Annotated in this window: 14 protein-coding genes; 6 read left to right on the top strand and 8 right to left on the bottom strand. The window is 45.8% G+C overall.

The window, feature by feature from the left end; all coding sequences use genetic code 11:
* Positions 1–84 precede the first annotated feature (84 nt).
* Positions 85–615 (top strand): hypoxanthine phosphoribosyltransferase, encoded by a 531-nt coding sequence (gene hpt, locus WJM94_RS15490; protein ID WP_444495090.1) that lies wholly within the window; start codon positions 85–87, stop codon positions 613–615.
* Between the two features lie 69 nt (positions 616–684).
* On the opposite strand, the gene can is transcribed toward hpt, so the two are convergent.
* Positions 685–1353 (bottom strand): carbonate dehydratase, encoded by a 669-nt coding sequence (gene can, locus WJM94_RS15485; RefSeq protein WP_444495089.1) that lies wholly within the window; start codon positions 1351–1353, stop codon positions 685–687.
* A 250-nt stretch (positions 1354–1603) separates the two neighbouring features.
* On the opposite strand from can, the gene WJM94_RS15480 reads away from it, so the two are divergent.
* A complete protein-coding gene (locus tag WJM94_RS15480) occupies positions 1604–2521 on the top strand; it encodes an ABC transporter ATP-binding protein (protein ID WP_444495088.1) in 918 nt (305 codons plus the stop codon).
* Positions 2522–3292 (top strand): ABC transporter permease, encoded by a 771-nt coding sequence (locus WJM94_RS15475; RefSeq protein WP_444495087.1) that lies wholly within the window; start codon positions 2522–2524, stop codon positions 3290–3292.
* A 90-nt stretch (positions 3293–3382) separates the two neighbouring features.
* Here WJM94_RS15475 and panC read toward each other — a convergent pair whose 3' ends face one another.
* The 7 genes from panC to sfsA all read right to left on the bottom strand — a co-directional run bounded on the left by panC (position 3383) and on the right by sfsA (position 9393).
* Positions 3383–4288, bottom strand: coding sequence for a pantoate--beta-alanine ligase (panC, locus tag WJM94_RS15470; RefSeq protein ID WP_444495086.1), 906 nt, complete (start codon positions 4286–4288; stop codon positions 3383–3385).
* Between the two features lie 11 nt (positions 4289–4299).
* On the bottom strand, positions 4300–5094 hold the full coding sequence (gene panB, locus WJM94_RS15465) for a 3-methyl-2-oxobutanoate hydroxymethyltransferase (RefSeq protein ID WP_444495085.1): 795 nt from the start codon (positions 5092–5094) through the stop codon (positions 4300–4302).
* 24 nt (positions 5095–5118) lie between these two features.
* Entirely contained in the window at positions 5119–5604 is a 486-nt protein-coding gene (gene folK, locus WJM94_RS15460) for a 2-amino-4-hydroxy-6-hydroxymethyldihydropteridine diphosphokinase (RefSeq protein WP_444495084.1), read from the bottom strand.
* On the bottom strand, positions 5601–6965 hold the full coding sequence (pcnB, locus tag WJM94_RS15455) for a polynucleotide adenylyltransferase PcnB (protein ID WP_444495083.1): 1365 nt from the start codon (positions 6963–6965) through the stop codon (positions 5601–5603). The genes folK and pcnB overlap by 4 nt, the downstream gene beginning before the upstream one ends.
* A gap of 102 nt (positions 6966–7067) precedes the next feature.
* Positions 7068–7931, bottom strand: coding sequence for a tRNA glutamyl-Q(34) synthetase GluQRS (gluQRS, locus tag WJM94_RS15450; protein WP_444495082.1), 864 nt, complete (start codon positions 7929–7931; stop codon positions 7068–7070).
* A 162-nt stretch (positions 7932–8093) separates the two neighbouring features.
* On the bottom strand, positions 8094–8540 hold the full coding sequence (gene dksA / locus WJM94_RS15445) for an RNA polymerase-binding protein DksA (RefSeq protein ID WP_444495081.1): 447 nt from the start codon (positions 8538–8540) through the stop codon (positions 8094–8096).
* 124 nt (positions 8541–8664) lie between these two features.
* Positions 8665–9393, bottom strand: a complete 729-nt coding sequence (sfsA, locus tag WJM94_RS15440; RefSeq protein WP_444495080.1) for a DNA/RNA nuclease SfsA — start codon at positions 9391–9393, stop codon at positions 8665–8667.
* Between the two features lie 67 nt (positions 9394–9460).
* Between sfsA and hrpB the strand changes: the two genes are divergently transcribed.
* From hrpB to WJM94_RS15425, 3 genes are all read left to right on the top strand, one after another.
* On the top strand, positions 9461–11929 hold the full coding sequence (gene hrpB / locus WJM94_RS15435) for an ATP-dependent helicase HrpB (protein ID WP_444495118.1): 2469 nt from the start codon (positions 9461–9463) through the stop codon (positions 11927–11929).
* Complete coding sequence (mrcB, locus tag WJM94_RS15430) at positions 11922–14291, top strand: penicillin-binding protein 1B (RefSeq protein WP_444495079.1); 2370 nt, start codon at positions 11922–11924, stop codon at positions 14289–14291. The genes hrpB and mrcB overlap by 8 nt, the downstream gene beginning before the upstream one ends.
* Positions 14292–14430: 139 nt before the next feature.
* Entirely contained in the window at positions 14431–16749 is a 2319-nt protein-coding gene (locus tag WJM94_RS15425; protein WP_444495078.1) for a patatin-like phospholipase family protein, read from the top strand.
* Positions 16750–16902 lie beyond the last annotated feature (153 nt).

The raw sequence follows: 16902 nt of genomic DNA, 5'->3' as shown, positions 1-16902 counted from the left end.
GCGTGGTGATACACTACACGCCGTAAGATTAGGTGATCGTTTGCGTGCGACTTACCTCAACCCAACAATTAAATTGAGCACAGTATGAAACACACAGTAGAAGTCATGATTTCTGAGCAAGAAGTTCAGGAGCGAGTTCGTGAAATAGGCAAGCAAATAACAGAGCGCTACCAAGGCAGCGAAGACCTTGTTTTGGTTGGCTTATTACGTGGTTCATTTGTATTTATGGCCGACTTAGCACGTGCTATTAACCTGACTCACCAAGTTGATTTCATGACAGCATCAAGTTACGGCAACACGATGGAAAGCTCACGTGATGTACGTATCCTGAAAGATTTAGACGACGATATCAAAGGCAAAGACGTTCTGCTTGTTGAAGATATTATCGACACGGGTAACACGCTGAACAAGATTCGTGAAATCCTGTCTCTTCGTGAACCTAAATCTATCGCAATTTGTACACTACTGGATAAGCCATCTCGTCGTGAAGTAAATGTACCGGTAGATTGGATCGGTTTTGAAATTCCAGATGAGTTTGTAGTAGGTGTGGGTATCGATTACGCTCAGAAATACCGTCATTTACCATTCATCGGTAAAGTAGTTCCTCAAGAATAATTGCCGTTGTTAATAATGAAAAAGCCCACATCAGTGGGCTTTTTTGTATTCATAGCTTATAGAAAGAGATTAGCGACAAAGCAGTTTGTGTTCTGGATTAAGAATTTTTTCCATTGCTTTGTTGTAGCTGTCATTAATGGTTTCACGAGAATTGCAGCGAACACCTAAGTACTCTAGCTTGCCATCTTCGATACCATATACAACACCGTGAAGCTCAATTTCTTGTCCACGTTCCCATGCATTTTGCAGAATGGTGGAGTTTGCTAGGTTGTGAACTTGTTCAGCTACGTTGATTTCCGCTAACTTGTCAGAACGCTCTGACTCTGGCATCAACTCAATGTATTTACGGTGCTTAAAGTACAAATCACGAATGTGCAGTAACCAGTTATTGATCAAACCAAGTTGTGGATTATCGATTGATGCAGTAACACCACCACATCCATAGTGTCCACAAACAATAATGTGCTTCACTTTAAGTACATCAACTGCATACTGAACAACAGAAAGACAGTTTAAGTCAGTATGAACAACTTGGTTCGCAACGTTACGGTGAACGAACAATTCGCCTGAATATAGGCCAGTTAAACGTTCTGCTGGTACACGGCTGTCTGAACAACCAATCCACAAGAAATCTGGATTTTGCCCTTCAGCGAGCTTAGTAAAGTACTCTGGGCGGTCTGCTTTAATCGACTCTGACCACTTTGAGTTGTTATCGAATAGTTGTTTAATCTCTGGCATGTTACTTCCCTTAAATGTCTGTTCCAACTATACACAATGTCATTACATCAATCTCTGACTATTTCGCCTAGAGATCACTCATCTGAGCAGTATAGAAAATTATCCATGATTCCTATCAATTAACAACTGCGAGATTGGTAAGGGTATTCGAGAATCAACTTCTGGAAGTTAAAAACTATTTTTGGCTTAGGGTTGAAAACTGCCGTTAAAATCGGAACATATACGGTATCTCCAAAAAAAGAGCTCCATTATGTACGCATTAGAAATCGAACAGCTACGCAAGACGTATGCAGGCGGCTTTGAAGCGTTAAAAGGCATCAGTCTACAAGTAAAAAAAGGTGACTTTTATGCGCTTCTCGGCCCAAACGGTGCAGGGAAATCAACCACAATCGGCATTATTGCTTCTCTTGTTAATAAAACTTCCGGAAAAACCAAAGTTTTTGGATACGACATTGATACCGATCTGGAATTAGCAAAACAAAATTTAGGTCTGGTTCCTCAGGAGTTTAACTTCAACCAGTTTGAAACGGTTGAACAGATCGTCATACAGCAGGCCGGTTATTACGGCGTACCAAAAGCGCTGGCAAAAGAGCGTGCTGAGAAATACCTCAAGAAGCTTGATCTGTGGGAAAAGCGTAAAGAGCGTGCACGCAATCTGTCTGGCGGTATGAAGCGTCGTCTAATGATCGCCCGTGCTTTAATGCATGAACCAAAACTGTTGATCCTGGATGAACCTACTGCCGGTGTTGATATTGAATTGCGTCGTTCCATGTGGGACTTCCTTAAAGAGATCAACCAAGAGCAGGGGATCACTATTATCCTTACAACGCACTACTTGGAAGAAGCCGAGATGTTGTGTCGTAATATCGGAATCATCAATCGTGGTGAGCTGATTGAAAACACGACGATGAAGGCGTTGCTCAGCAAGCTAAGCGTTGAAACCTTTATTCTTGATATTGAGTGTGATGGTGACGTGCCTGAGCTGGCCGGAGTGAATTGCCAGAGTTTGTCTGAAGGTTCGCTTGAGATTGAACTGGATAAAAGCCAGGGCCTGAACTCGGTGTTTAGCCAACTTACTGATCACGGTATCAAGGTACTGTCGATGCGAAATAAAGCTAACCGACTGGAAGAGTTGTTTGTCAGCATTGTTAGAGAAGGGAGCAAGTAAATGTACGGATTATATTGGACGGCATTTCGCAGTTTGCTGGGCAAAGAAATCACGCGTTTCTCTCGCATTTGGGTACAAACTCTGGTTCCGCCAGCGATTACGATGACACTCTATTTCATCATTTTTGGTAATTTGATTGGTTCCAGAATCGGTGAAATGAGTGGTTTTACCTACATGGAATATATCGTTCCTGGCCTGATTATGATGTCGGTAATCACCAACACTTATTCCAATGTCGCTTCGTCCTTTTTTAGTGCCAAGCTACAAAAAAATATTGAAGAGTTGCTGGTTGCGCCAGTGCCGAATTATGTGATCATCATGGGTTACGTGATGGGTGGAGTGACACGTGGCTTATTGGTCGGCGCGATTGTAACCTGTGTTTCTCTGTTGTTTGTGGATCTGCAAGTGGATCACTGGGGCATCATTATCGCTACCGTATTCCTAACCTCAGTTGTGTTTGCACTCGGAGGCTTAATTAATGCGGTATACGCAAAAACCTTCGACGATATTTCGATCATTCCTACTTTTGTGCTGACGCCACTGACCTATCTGGGCGGGGTATTTTATTCGATCAGCTTGCTGCCTGAATTCTGGCAGGGCGTATCAAAAATCAACCCGATTGTGTATATGGTGAACGCATTTCGTTACGGATTCCTAGGCGTTTCTGATGTGGGTATTGTGACGTCATTCAGTGTGCTGGGCGTTTTTGTGATCGCACTGTATGCCATTGCTCACTACTTGGTGACTAAAGGTATTGGTCTGCGCTCATAAATTTTATTTACGCTCTCTGGCAGTTTTTCGGGAGCGATTAGATACAAAAAAGGTCGACACTAAGTCGACCTTTTCTATTTTGGCTAATGCTTACTCAGCGCTGGCTGCACTTGCATCGCCAGATTCTGAGGTGTCTTTGGCTTCTACCGTAATATCAACGGTCTGATTGTCGATAAGACGAGCTTTACCCAAGAATGCTGACATCAGAATAACAGCCTGAGTGGTTTCAGCAGTAATCGCTTGTAACGTGCGGGCATCACGGATAAAGATTTCATCTGGGTGTAACCCTGCAGCACGCAACTGATCATTCGCATCTTCTACAATGGAAGCGTAGTCATCACGACCACCACGCATTGCACTACTAATCCAGCGCATGGTACGAGCAAGAACGGGAGCGCGCTGACGTTCATCCAGCGTGAGCAAACCATTTCGGGAGCTCATCGCGAGTCCGTCCATTTCACGTACAGTAGGGACACCAACGATCTCAAGGTCGATAGCAAGGTCTTCAACCATCTTGCGGATGACGGCAAGTTGCTGAAAGTCTTTTTCGCCAAAGCAAGCCACGTCCGGCTGGACGATATTAAACAATTTATTGACGATGGTTGTTACGCCGCGGAAGTGACCCGGACGTGACGCACCTTCTAGAATGGTTGATAGACCTGGAACATCAACAGAAGTCTGCTTATCTAAACCTTCTGGGTAGATAATCTCTGGTGTTGGGGTAAATACTAACTCGACACCTTCAGCTGCTAGCTTGCTCAGATCTTCATCGAGTGTGCGTGGGTAATTATTTAAATCGTCAGCTCGTTCAAACTGCATTGGGTTGACAAAGATGCTTACGACCACGATATCCGCGTATTCACGCGCTTTACGAACTAATGTTAAGTGACCATCGTGCAGATTGCCCATTGTCGGGACAAACGCGATTTTACGACCTTCACGCTTATAGGTTTTGATTTGGTCACGAATTGCTGAAATTTCTGCAAAAGTTTGCATGAACTTGTCCTCTAGGCAATGGTATGAGCGTCGTCTGGGAATACGCCGTTTGCTACATCTTCCATGTATTTTGCAACGGCTTTGCGCATATCACCTGTTTCAGCAAGAAAGTTTTTGGAGAATTTTGGCATGTAGTTGGCTGAAATGCCGAACATATCATGCATCACAAGAATTTGACCATCTGTCACATTACCCGCACCAATGCCTATTACAGGCACGTCGAGTAACTGAGTGATGCGTTCCGCTAGTGATGCAGGAACACACTCTAGTAGTATGATTTGAGCGCCAGCTTCTTGCAGCGCCAGTGCATCTTTTACCATGCGATCCGCTTTATCCTGATCGCGGCCTTGTACTTTGTAACCACCAAAGATGTTTACAGATTGAGGTGTCAGGCCAAGGTGTGCACATACAGGAACAGCACGTTCAGTGAGCATTTTAACGGTATCTACTAACCAATCACCACCTTCGATCTTCACCATGTTTGCGCCAGCACGAACGATTTTCGCTGCGTTTTCGCAGGCTTGCTCTGGTGTGGTGTAGCTCATGAATGGCATATCTGCCATCAGCATACAATTTGGGCTGCCTGCACGTACACAGCGAGTGTGGTATACGATATCGTCTACCGTTACAGGCAGAGTATCGTTTTCACCTTGCAGTACCATACCCAGTGAATCACCCACTAGCAGTACTGGCATTTCCTGGCTTTCAAAAAGCTGAGCAAAGCTTGCATCATAAGCGGTAGAAGTAGCAAATTTACGACCTTCTTGTTTCCACTTCATCAGGTCGTTGATGGTCATTTTTTTCATTGTTTTATCCTTACTAGGAGTTGGCTATGACTGCCAAATATTGAGGCCGTTTCGATCTACTTGTTTCAGTAGTGAAGAGACCTCGGTCCCGTCAGGGAGTTGTAAACTTGGTGCAATTTCCGCAAGAGGGTAAAGAACGAACTCGCGTACTTTCATTCCATAATGAGGAATGGTAAGTCTTTCGGAATTAATCACCTCATTGCCATAAAGTATGATGTCGAGATCCAGTGTTCTTGGCCCCCAACGCTCATCTTTACGGACACGTCCTTGCTCCAGCTCAATTGCTTGGGTGCAATCAAGTAGTTGCAGAGGCGTCAAATTAGTTTTGATCTCCACGACCGCATTGATGTAATCCGGCTGGTTCTGTGGCCCCATTGGCGTGCTGCTGTAGAGTTCTGAAGCTTTGATAAATTCTGATTCAGGCAACGCTTTTAGAGCTTCGATCGCTTGCTTTGCTTGGCTGACGGGTTCAGCCAAGTTACTGCCTACCGCAATGTACGCTGTGATCATGATTTAGGCTTACTCTTTTTCTTACGGAAGGTTTTACGGCGACGCGGGCCTTTAGGTGTCTGATCATCGAGATCGGCTGCCATTGCCTGGCGCATTTCACGGCCTGCATTTTGGAAAGTTCCCCACCATTTGGCAAGTTTCTCAGTCTCGCCACCTTCAACTTCACCGCGCATTTCAAGGAAGTCGAAACCAGCTCTAAATTTATTGAGCTCCATTAGGCGGAATGCACGTTTACCGTTGCGTCGTGGGAGACGCAATTGCAGTTGCCAAATCTCGCGGATAGTCGCGGTGTGACGTCGTGGTATGGCGATGGTGCGAACTTGCTCATCCAGAATGATGTTACTCGATTCCATAATGGCATCGTAGTGACCAAGATGACGTTGCTCCATCAGCTTGTCGGCAACGGCGCAAAGTGGATACCACAACATCGCAGCAAACATAAACGCAGGGTTGATGCGTTTACCTTCTTCCATACGCATATCTGTGGAATCGAGTACCAGATCCAACATCTGCTCAGTGTGAGATGAGTAATCCTCTGTGAAGTGCTCAGAAATCGCAGGGAAAAGCTGTTGGAACAGGTTATATTCGCGCAGCAGGTGGTAGGTTTCCAGACCCTGCCCAGACTGAAGTAGCTTTAATGACTCTTCGAACAGGCGAGCAGACGGGATGTCACGTAGTAGAGTTGACATCTCTTCGATCGGTGCCGCTGTATCTTCTTCGATATCAAAATCGAGTTTTACCGCGAAACGAATTGCGCGCAGCATGCGCACGGGATCTTCGCGGTAGCGGGTCTCGGGATCACCAATCAGGCGAACCAGACGATCCTCTAAGTCTTCGATACCACGGGCATAGTCATGAATAGAGTAATCAGCGATGTTGTAGTACATCGAGTTGATCGTGAAATCCCGACGTTCAGCATCTTCATCAATGGTGCCGTAAACGTTGTCACGTAGCAGCATGCCCTCTTTTGATTGCTGGGAGATGCTTTTGTTTTTGTGCTCTTGATGGTGACCACGGAAAGTCGCGACCTCAATGATGTCTCGCCCAAACATAATATGAGCCAGACGGAAACGACGGCCAATCAGGCGGCAGTTTCTAAACAGCTGCTTAATTTGCTCTGGCGTCGCGTTGGTCGCAATATCAAAATCTTTAGGTTTTTGTCCAAGCAGTAAGTCTCGAACCCCGCCACCTACAAGAAAAGCATCGAAACCAGCTCCATTAAGGCGGTACAGTACCTTCAGTGCATTATCACTGATCTGTTTGCGCGAAATGTTGTGCTCTTCACGAGTTATTACATTGAGAGCGAGCTCTGGAATTGTGGCAGGTTCGCTTGTTGTATAGTCGTTTGTATTCATCTGCATCTGGCAATAACTGGGTTTAATCCAATTTTGCTTTGGTTAGTTTTCTGTGCCCTAGGGCTGATTTTGCGGCTAATGATAGCACTACACAGGGGCATTTGAGAATCATGCGGTGATCTCGATCTCTGCTGGAAGTTGTTCTAACCGCCAGTTTTCGCAGCCCCAACGAAGAATCTCTGCAATCTTGTTGGCTTTTATCTCTTCGGGAATATCAAAGCCCAAAAACATCATAGCGCGTAGCAGAGCTGGCTTAGGGTCATTAATATCAATAGCCGTTGCGTGATTTTGCTTCGACAGTTTATTGCCGTTTTTGTCCATCGCCAGTGGTAAGTGCAAGTAACTTACCTCGGGTTGACCAAGAATTTGGTACAAGCTGATCTGACGTCCTGTAGGCTCGATTAAATCAGCACCTCGAACGACTTCGGTCACCCCTTGGTCGATGTCATCTAATACTACCGCAAGATTATAGGCAAATAACCCATCTCGACGTTTAATAATGAAATCTTCATTAACCAACTGCTCAGGGATTTGTATTGTTCCATGTTTCTGGTCAACGAAGCTGGCAACTGGTTTGGTCATTTTTAGGCGTATCGCGCCTTCTTTCAAGTTTTTATCTCGGCAAGTACCCGGATAAAACCCGCCGTGCTCTTTAATTTGCTTACGTGTACATTGGCAGTAGTACGCATCGCCGTTTTCGAGCCAGGCATCAATTTGGGCTTGGTAAAGATGATGACGTTGACTCTGATAAACCACTTCGCCGTCCCAGAATAGCTCGTAAGCTTGCAGCGCTTCTAAAATTGCTTCTGATGCTCCGGGCATTTCTCTGGGTGGATCGAGGTCTTCTATTCGAACTAACCATTCGCCATGATTAGCTTTTGCCTGGAAATAACTACCAAGGGCAGCGACCAGGGAGCCAAAATGCAGCGGACCGGAAGGAGATGGAGCGAATCGGCCAACATAGCTTGTCATTCGTGTGTATCTCAGATGATACCAATCTAAATAAGTACTTAATCATTCTTGCTCTAAGCGATTATTCCTGCGCAATAAATTGGTCATTTACTTATTCAGATTGGTATAAGCCAAAACAAAAAGGGAGCCAGAGCTCCCTTCAATAATCAAAATGCGTAGGAATTAACCTTGCATCTGCTTCTCTTTGATTTCTGCAAGTGTTTTACAGTCAATACAAAGGTCTGCAGTTGGACGTGCTTCAAGACGGCGAACGCCAATCTCAACACCACAAGACTCACAGTAGCCAAAATCATCATCTTTGATTTTGTCTAGCGTCTTTTCAATCTTCTTGATCAAACGGCGTTCACGGTCACGATTACGCAGTTCTAGGCTGAACTCTTCTTCTTGAGAAGCGCGGTCAACTGGATCCGGGAAGTTTGCTGCTTCGTCCTGCATGTGGTGAACAGTACGATCCACTTCAACTCTTAGTTGATCACGCCAAGCCGTTAGGATTTTAGTAAAGTGTTCAACTTGTGCTGGTGACATGTATTCTTCACCAGGTTTTTCCTGATATGGCTCCACGCCTGCAATGGCTAGGATGCCAATTGTTTTCTTCTTTGATTCTGGCATACAGCATCTCCTACTTACACCTAGTCAACTGCTACGCAGTTTATTTAAGGCGGGTATCTATAGCAAAAAGAGGCGGTGCAAGCAAATACTGATTTGCAAACTTATCGTCAATGTGAAGACAACATCATTTTTTCTCTAAATTGATGAAATCAACAGCAGAAATCAGTGTTATGTCAGTACTGCTCAGTTCAGCTTTGTAGCAGAGAACTTCTACTCCAGCTTCTTGTGCTTGTTTAAGTAATTGTGAATATTGTGCGTCTATATGGTGTGCCGCAGATACTTTTTCAATACCTGAGTGTAAAACAGTAAATAAAAGTATGGCTCGACTTCCAGTTTGTGCCATTTCTGTGAGCTCTCTCAAATGCTTTTGTCCACGAGTAGTGACCGCATCAGGAAAGTATCCTTGCCCATTTGAGCTAGTCTCATCAAGAAGTGTGACGCTTTTCACCTCTATATAACACTTTGGTTTATCACTTGCGCTGAGCAAGATATCAATTCGACTATTTTCATTGCCATATTTTACTTCAGTTTGAAGTGTGTCGTAACCGCAAAGCTCTGAAATGACATTATTTTCAATAGCCTCAACGGCTAACTGGTTAGCCCGCGCGGTATTGATACAAATACGGTGGCCGAGTTCAGTCTCACTCAACTCCCAACTATTGGGGTATTTCCGCTTAGGATTATCGGAAGTTGAGTACCAAACTTTGTTACCGGGCGTGGCACAACCAGTCATGGCACCAGTGTTGGCACAATGAATAGTGCGAACTTCGCCGTTATCAAGTTCAATATCGGCAAGAAAGCGTTTATAGCGTTTGAGTAGAGTTGCTGACTCTAAAGCGGGTTCGAAATGCATTTTGCTTATTTAGACGGGAAACTTTTTATGTACAATGTTGCCATCATTACACCATAAGGTATTTCCTTTGTCACAATTGCCGATTGAAGCCGTGATGCCTCAGCTACTTACGGCGGTCAAAAATCAACATCAGGTGATCTTAAAAGCCGCTCCGGGTGCAGGTAAGTCGACTTACTTCCCTCTACAACTTCTGGAACACCAACTGGTGGCCGGAAAAATCATCATGCTTGAGCCAAGACGATTAGCAGCACGCAATATCGCGCGGTATTTAGCCGAGCAATTAGGTGAACAAGTTGGCCAGAGGGTCGGATATCGTGTCCGTGGTGAGACAAAGGTAAGCGCTGCAACGCAATTGGAGATCGTGACTGAAGGGATCATGACGCGCATGATCCAAAACGACCCTGAGCTGGATGGTGTTGATCTACTGATTTTCGATGAATTTCATGAGCGTAGTATTCATGCAGATACTGCTTTGGCATTCAGTTTAGAAGTTCAGGACGCGCTGCGTGATGATCTCAAGCTGGTGGTGATGTCGGCAACACTCGATCAAGATGCGTTGCAAACGCTGTTACCCGAAGCGAGTTTTATTGAGTCAGAAGGGCGAAGTTTTGATGTCGAAACCCGCTATGCACCGTTAGGCGTCAACGATCATCTGCCAAGTCTTATGGCAAAAACGATTGAGAGCTTGATGAATAAAGAGTCAGGTTCATTGTTGGCGTTTCTTCCCGGCGTTGCGGCTATCAAGCAGGTTGAGGAGCGATTATCTCATTTGCCTGCAGAGGTTGAAGTATGTCCGCTATATGGGCAATTGAGTTTTGCCGATCAGCAAAAGGCCATTTCTCCTGCGTCGAAGGGGAAGCGCAAAGTCGTACTGGCAACCAATATTGCGGAAACCTCCCTGACCATTGAAGGGATTCGTCTTGTCGTTGACTCAGGGTTAGAGCGGATAGCGCGTTTTGATCTAAAAAATGGACTTACTCGTCTTGAACAAGTGCGTATTGCCCAGTCATCGGCCATTCAGCGTATGGGGCGGGCAGGACGAATCGAAGAGGGGATCTGCGTTCGTCTGTATTCCGAAAGCCAGTTAAAACAGCAACCTGTGGTGCCACAGCCTGAAATTTTGCATTCAGATCTTGCCAGTCTGGTGATGGAGTTAGCCTTTTGGGGCGCGAGCGACATTCAGGAACTCAAATGGCTTAATATTCCGTCTTATGCAGCTTTGAGTCAGGCGAAGCAGCTGTTGATTTCTCTCGGGCAGTTAACAGAACAAGGTCAGTTAACTGCTGACGGTAAACAGGCGCATGAACTTGGTGTTGAGCCTCGCGCTGCAGCTATGTTGATAAAATCTGCGCATCACAGTGAGAAAATGTTAAATACCGCGCTAGCAGCGGTCGCCCTTATTGAAGAGCCGGAAAGAAACGTTACTAATATCGCGCATAGTTTGCATCGTTGGGTGATGGGCACGCATCCGAAAAAATCACTGTTGTTCAAACGCGCGCAATCTCTTGCACTTAAGCTGGATAGTGCATTTTCTCTTTCAGATGTTGATGAGAGTGCACTGCCGCTGGTGCTGAGTCTGGCGTTTCCGGATCGTATTGCGCAGCAACGCAGCAATCAGGATGGTCGATTTACTCTGGCGAATGGCCATGGAGCGGAGTGTCGTCCAGAAGATACCTTGGGTGAATGTGAGTATTTAGTGACGGTTGACTTGATGCGTTCACGCTCTAATTCGAGTCAAATTCATTTGGCATGTGAATTGGACGTTAATATACTGCAATCGACTTTTAGCTCGCTATTTTCATCTGAAGAAATAATAGATTGGGATGAAAAAAGAGGGCGTTTAGTGGCTGAGAAGCAATTAAAAATCGGTCAGATAGTTGTTGATAGAGCGCCGTTACCTAGCCCGGGTAAAGAAAAAATGACACAAGCTTTACTCACTTATGTCCGCCGTCAGGGCATAGGCAGTCTAAACTGGACTCCGGCTGCAGAAAGCTTACTTACCCGCATTCGCTGCGCCGTGGAATGGTTACCTGAACAACAGTGGCCAGGTTTTGATGAAGCAAGTTTACTCGAATCATTAGAAGAGTGGTTAGAGCCATACATGGCGTCAGTATCGTCGTTAAAGGAACTGAATAAAGTTAATCTAACCGAAGCATTAAATGCCCGCTTGGGATGGCCTTTGAATCAGAATCTTGATGAATGGTTACCGGAAGACTATCAGCTACCAACGGGCACCAAAAAACGCATTCGTTATCAATACGGACATGAGCCAGTATTGTCTGTGCGGATGCAGGAAATGTTTGGAGAGTCTGCTTCGCCAACGGTTGCTCTTGGGCGAAAACCTTTGGTACTTGAGTTGCTTTCTCCGGCACAGCGCCCATTACAAGTGACCACGGATCTCTCAGCCTTTTGGAAGGGTAGCTATAAAGACGTGCAAAAAGAGATGAAAGGCCGTTATCCGAAACACGTGTGGCCAGATGATCCAGCAAACCATGTAGCGACAACGAAAACGAAAAGACAATTGAATAATGACTAACAGTAAGAAGTCAAGCGCGAGCAAAGCGCCTGCGAAGAAAGAGACAACGGACCGTAGGGCTAGGCGTACCAAACGTACTCCGAGCAAAAAGCCAACCAATGGCAAACGTTCTTGGTTAAAGACGTTGTGGTCGTTTGGTTGGAAAGCAGGCATTGCGCTCGCGGCGGTATTGCTGTTTGTCGGCATCTATTTGGATAGCGTGGTAAAAGAGCGCTTTGATGGTCAGCTGTTTGAATTACCTACGGTTGTCTATGCCCGAATTTTAAATTTAAACCCGGGTGAAAACCTCACCATTAAAGAGCTTAGGAATGAACTGGACGTACTCAACTACCGTAAGGTGAGTAACCCTAGTTATCCTGGTGAATACTCTTCCTCTTCGACTCGCATCGAATTAATTCGTCGCCCATTTGAATTTGCTGATGGTCCGGAGCCGGATCGTCATGTCATGCTGCATTTCTCTGACAGTGGCTTGCAACGTATCCAGTCTCTGGAATCTAAGGGTGATCTCGGCTATTTGCGTCTTGAACCAAAAATGCTGGGGATGCTGGAAAAAGATCAGGATGAGCAACGACTATTCCTGCGCCGGGATCAAATTCCCGAAATTTTGGTCGATGCACTGCTTGCTACCGAAGATCGTCATTTTTACCAACATGACGGTGTTTCGCCGCTGGCAATTGGACGTGCTCTCCTTGCCAACATCAAAGCTGGCCGTACGGTTCAAGGTGGCAGTACGTTGACACAGCAGCTTGCTAAAAACCTATTTTTAACCCGTGACAAGACATTGTGGCGTAAGCTTCGCGAAGCTTACATCGCGTTGATCTTGGATTATCGCTACAGCAAAGACCGTATCTTGGAAGCCTACTTAAATGAGGTGTATTTGGGGCAAAGTGGCGGTGAAGCGATCCACGGGTTTGGCTTGGCTTCTCGCTATTACTTCGGCGCTCCGATTCAAGAGTTGCGCGTTGATCAACTCGCGATGCTGGTGGGGATGGTAAAAGGCCCTTCATATTACAACCCGGTTCGCTATCCAGAACGCACCAAAGAGCGCCGTGACTTGGTACTGCGTTTGCTGATGGATCAAGATATGCTGACAGCTCAAGAGTATGAACAAGCTGCGAGCCGATCGTTAGACACACAAAAAACGCCTCGTATTGCCAGCCGTCAGCCAGCTTATTTCCAGCAGCTGAATCTCGAGCTGAAAGAAAAAGTCGGCGATCAGTTTAAAGCGGAAACAGGCTTACGTGTATTCACATCACTGGATCCGGTGTCGCAAAGCAAAATGGAACAGGCGATTGCCAAGAAGATCCCTGATTTGGCCAAGCGAGGCGGCAAAGATCTAGAAGCAGCTGCGGTGGCCGTTGACCGTCACAGTGGTGAAATCCGCGCTATGGTTGGTGGTAAACGAGTCGGTTATGAGGGCTTCAACCGGGCACTCAACGCGAGCCGCCCAATTGGTTCGTTGGTGAAACCAGCTATTTACCTGACGGCTCTTGGCCAGCCAGATAAGTACAACTTGGGTACGACTTTGCACGATACGCCTTTAAGTTTGAAAGGCAGTGAAGGCACGGTTTGGACACCTCGGAATTATGACCGAAAATACCGCGGTGATGTTCCCCTTTATCTTGCATTAGCGAGCTCTCTTAACGTGCCAACGGTTCGTTTGGGTATGGAGCTTGGTATCCCTGAAGTTACCAATACACTAGAGCTTTTAGGGGTGAATAAAGATGAGATTCGTCCAGTTCCTTCTATGTTCCTTGGCGCGTTCTCTTTGACGCCTTTAGAGGTGGCACAGATGTATCAAACTCTGACGAACTCAGGTAAGCGCGCTAAATTGTCGGCACTGAGCTCAGTTATTGATATGGACGGTAACGTGTTGTATCAGTCACTCCCTCGCTCCTCGCGAGAGGTTGATGAACAAGCAGCTTGGTTGACCACGTACGCGATGAAGCAAGGTGTTGCTCAGGGCACGGGACGTTTTTTACAGAACCAATTTGCATGGGCTGCACTAGCCGGTAAAACGGGCACCAGTAACGATACACGAGACAGCTGGTTCGTTGGTGTTGATGGTCGAGAAGTGACAACCATTTGGTTGGGACGAGACGATAACAAGCCAACCAATCTGACAGGGGCAAGCGGTGCTTTGCGGGTATATTCTGAATATCTGTCTCTGCGTATCCCTGAACGTTTAGAGCTTCCTTGGCCTAAAGAAGTGACTACGTTGGGCTTTAAACAAGCCGCTGACGGAAGTTTAGAAATGAACTGTCGTAGTGAATATAAACTGCCAGTTTGGGATAAAACAGGTCAGATAAAACAACAGTGTGAGAAAAAGTCTAGCTGGCTTAATGAGTTATTTGATTGGTAAACTCGCTAAATAGAATTCATAAACTTGTTTAACTGGTCAATTCTTAGTACATATTAGGGCGTGTGAAGAGTTAAGGTGATGTTAACCACCTGTCATCAGCACGTCCATGTGACCAGAGATTCAATAAAGGAAGATGTGAATGTTCAAAAAGTTGTCATTAAGCCCATTAAATCGCTATTTAACGCTTTGGGTTAGCCTCTTTTTGATCGTTACGCCTTCTGTGGCTCAAACTCAGGACGATACATCAGTATCGCGTCCAAAAATTGCTGTGGTTCTTGCTGGTGGTGGTGCAAAAGGTGCGGCTCATATTGGTGTCCTCAAAGCTCTAGAAGAGATGCAGATCCCTGTTGATATCATTACGGGAACCAGCATGGGGGCCTATGTTGGTGGTCTGTACGCCACGGGCATGAGTGCCGATGAGATTGAAAGCTTTATCTACACTGTCGACTGGAATGGTGGCTATCGGGATCGCGTAGACCGAAGTCAACGCCGAGTTCGAGATAAAGAATATGAAGACCGTTATCAAATTTACACGGACCTTGGGCTGAGGTTTGGTGAAATCCGTGCTCCTAACGGCGTGGTGCAAGGCCAGAACATGCTGCGTATTCTGCGCGAGACCACTGGGAATCTGGGGCGTTTCGATTCCTTTGATGAACTAGCCATACCTTATCGCTCTGTTGCGACTGATATCTTAGAGCTTGAAGAGGTGGTAATAGGCAACGGCTACCTAATCGATGCAATGATGGCCAGCATGTCTGTGCCCGGCGCGCTTCCTCCTTACCAGTTAAACGGTCACATGCTGGTTGATGGTGGCGTGGTGAATAACATGCCAGTCGATGTTGCTCGCGCAATGGGAGCTGATGTTGTCATCGCCGTAGATATCAGTACCGATTATAAAAACGAGGAAGATTTTACTGGCCTGTTTACCGTCGCAGACCAACTCTCTAACTATCTTGTGCGCCGCAGTACTCAACAACAAGTAGAAGCGCTTGAAGAACAAGATGTTTACATTCGTCCTAATGTCGGTCAGATGGAAACCGTTGAGTTCGATAAAATGCCATCGGCGTTTCAGTCTGGGTATGAGATCACCAAAGAGATGGCGTCGAAACTCAAGGGGTTAAGTGTATCAAGTGCGGATTACCAGAAATACATCGAACGCAAACAAGATGCGCGAAAAGCATTAGTACACGGAGATGACCGTGTGGTCGATGAGGTCGTGATTGTAAACAACACGCACTATAGTGACGTTCTGCTGACTAATCGCCTGCATTTAGAAACGGGACGTAAAATCCCGATGGAAGAAATCGAAAAAGCAGTTGAAAACCTTTACGCACTCGATCGTTTCGAGCTGATTACTTATGACTATGAGGAAGTCGCAGGTTCTACGCGTCTGGTATTCACTGTGAACGAGAAGTCATGGGGTCCCAACTATCTCAATTTTAGATTTTTCCTTGAAGATGATTTTGACACCGACAGTCAATACGGCATCGGCATGTCCACCAACTTTACCAACCTGAACTCTCACGGTGCAGAACTGGCATTTAATGTAGAAATGGGCACGGATAAGTTGATTGAAGCTGAATTGTACTCTCCGATTCTGTCCACCCAGAAGCTTTTTGTTTCTGCCAGAATGGCCTACAGTAATGAAAGTCGACACTTACCGCTTAGCGACTTTCAAAACCCAGATATCAGCGCCGTGGATGATTTTTTTCCTGTCTCGTACAGTGATTTTACCTCAGAGATTTCGATTGGCCTTCAGCCAACGTTATGGCAAGAGTTACGTTTGGGTGGCCGCTATTCCAAAGGGAAGGTTGAGCTTTCTACGCTTGCCTCTGCTGGAGCGTTGGATTTTGATCGACTTGGGCTGTTCGCGAAATACCGTTTAGATACTCTGGATGACTTTGCTTTTCCTACTCACGGTTTGCTTGTTGATCTGGAATATTTGGTCTCTCACGATAAAAGTCCGGAAGGCGACAACTTCTTAGATTCGGAGGCCACGGTCGAGGATACCGTGTATGAAATTTCTGCTCGATTTAAGGGAGCAGTGAGTTATCAGCGTCATACTTTAGTCGGACATGCTGAATATAGCTTTGTTGAGAGCAAAAATTCTACCATTCCACTCGACCCACGGGAGTTAGGTGGCTTTTTGAACCTTTCTGGTATTCCGAGAAATAGCTTAATTGGACAGGATTTATTCTTCAGCAGTCTGGTCTACCGCTATAAATGGTTCGATAATGATTTCGGGTTGTTTGAGGCTCCGGTGTATATAGGCGCATCAGCAGAATATGGCGGTGTGTGGTCAGATAATGATTTGAAACTGAATGACGCGCCTTTATATAACGCGGGCTCAGTATTTTTTGGGGTCGATTCGCCAATCGGGCCTATAATGTTGGCTTATGGTCGTACAGAGCAGAACTTGGAAGCTGTGTATTTGATCGTAGGAACCTCGTTTAATTAATTGCCACAAGAAAGCTTAACCTCGACATATTTGGTCAAAATTAGCAGGACTTTAGTCGTAAGTTGCTATGTTGGTCAAAATGATGACATTTTAATTGAAGGTTAAATTTGCTATTATTTGGCCCACAGTTTGGCCTCTACGGCGCTGTTTCTC

This window comes from Vibrio sp. YIC-376 (genome assembly GCF_052353105.1).
Lineage (GTDB): Bacteria > Pseudomonadota > Gammaproteobacteria > Enterobacterales > Vibrionaceae > Vibrio.
This window is presented reverse-complemented; position numbering and strand designations above follow the sequence as displayed.

Coding starts and splice junctions, on each gene's coding strand:
- hpt (WP_444495090.1), top strand. CDS start 85: ATGAAACACACAGTAGAAGTCATGATTTCTGAGCAAGAAGTTCAGGAG.
- can (WP_444495089.1), bottom strand. CDS start 1,353: ATGCCAGAGATTAAACAACTATTCGATAACAACTCAAAGTGGTCAGAG.
- WJM94_RS15480 (WP_444495088.1), top strand. CDS start 1,604: ATGTACGCATTAGAAATCGAACAGCTACGCAAGACGTATGCAGGCGGC.
- WJM94_RS15475 (WP_444495087.1), top strand. CDS start 2,522: ATGTACGGATTATATTGGACGGCATTTCGCAGTTTGCTGGGCAAAGAA.
- panC (WP_444495086.1), bottom strand. CDS start 4,288: ATGCAAACTTTTGCAGAAATTTCAGCAATTCGTGACCAAATCAAAACC.
- panB (WP_444495085.1), bottom strand. CDS start 5,094: ATGAAAAAAATGACCATCAACGACCTGATGAAGTGGAAACAAGAAGGT.
- folK (WP_444495084.1), bottom strand. CDS start 5,604: ATGATCACAGCGTACATTGCGGTAGGCAGTAACTTGGCTGAACCCGTC.
- pcnB (WP_444495083.1), bottom strand. CDS start 6,965: ATGCAGATGAATACAAACGACTATACAACAAGCGAACCTGCCACAATT.
- gluQRS (WP_444495082.1), bottom strand. CDS start 7,931: ATGACAAGCTATGTTGGCCGATTCGCTCCATCTCCTTCCGGTCCGCTG.
- dksA (WP_444495081.1), bottom strand. CDS start 8,540: ATGCCAGAATCAAAGAAGAAAACAATTGGCATCCTAGCCATTGCAGGC.
- sfsA (WP_444495080.1), bottom strand. CDS start 9,393: ATGCATTTCGAACCCGCTTTAGAGTCAGCAACTCTACTCAAACGCTAT.
- mrcB (WP_444495079.1), top strand. CDS start 11,922: ATGACTAACAGTAAGAAGTCAAGCGCGAGCAAAGCGCCTGCGAAGAAA.
- WJM94_RS15425 (WP_444495078.1), top strand. CDS start 14,431: ATGTTCAAAAAGTTGTCATTAAGCCCATTAAATCGCTATTTAACGCTT.